This is a genomic window from Aeromonas sp. 602200 (assembly GCF_049173895.1).
Taxonomy (GTDB): domain Bacteria; phylum Pseudomonadota; class Gammaproteobacteria; order Enterobacterales; family Aeromonadaceae; genus Aeromonas; species Aeromonas veronii_A.
The window spans coordinates 1-646 of record NZ_JAAKSL010000033.1; the positions used below are offsets into that span (position 1 = coordinate 1).

Here is a 646-nt window from a genome sequence, read left to right on the forward strand (position 1 = left end):
ATTCATGACTGGGGTGAAGTCGTAACAAGGTAACCCTAGGGGAACCTGGGGTTGGATCACCTCCTTACCTTAAGATGACGAAGTTGTTGAGTGTTCACACAGATTGCCTTGATTCAAAGTAGTTAGAGCAAAGACCTGATGCGCAAGCGTCAGTGCTTGTTTGGCGAAAGCCAAACGAGAGAAGCCCTGTCATTGGGTTTTGGGATGTGAATAATGGCGCTCGGCCTCGCAGGCTCGGCACTCGCCATTACCCAAAATCTGCACTGCTGACGCAGCGCAAAGATGATTTTGGGTCCCCTTCGTCTAGAGGCCTAGGACACCGCCCTTTCACGGCGGTAACAGGGGTTCGAATCCCCTAGGGGACGCCACTTCTCTTCTTGCTAACAAGAATGCAGAGTTAAGAAACTGATTCTTAACTCTGTTTTCTTCGGCGCGCCGTTGCAAACATGCTCTTTAACAATCTGGAAAGCTGATTTAAAAAGTAGTTCTCAAACATTTGTTACAAGTGCTTTGGAAACTTCTTGGCGAAAACCAAATTTTATTTGGTCCTTGTTGTACGACAACAAGCTGTGCCGGTTTCACCGACACTTCTTGGGGTTGTATGGTTAAGTGACTAAGCGTACATGGTGGATGCCTTGGCAGTCAG

General features: G+C 47.8%; 1 tRNA gene and 1 rRNA gene. Both read left to right on the forward strand.

Going from position 1 to position 646, the window contains the following annotated elements:
* Positions 1-67 (forward strand): 16S ribosomal RNA (locus G5221_RS20215); the annotation flags it as partial.
* A 225-nt stretch (positions 68-292) separates the two neighbouring features.
* Positions 293-368: transfer RNA gene (locus tag G5221_RS20220), tRNA-Glu, on the forward strand.
* The last annotated feature ends 278 nt before the right edge of the window (positions 369-646 follow it).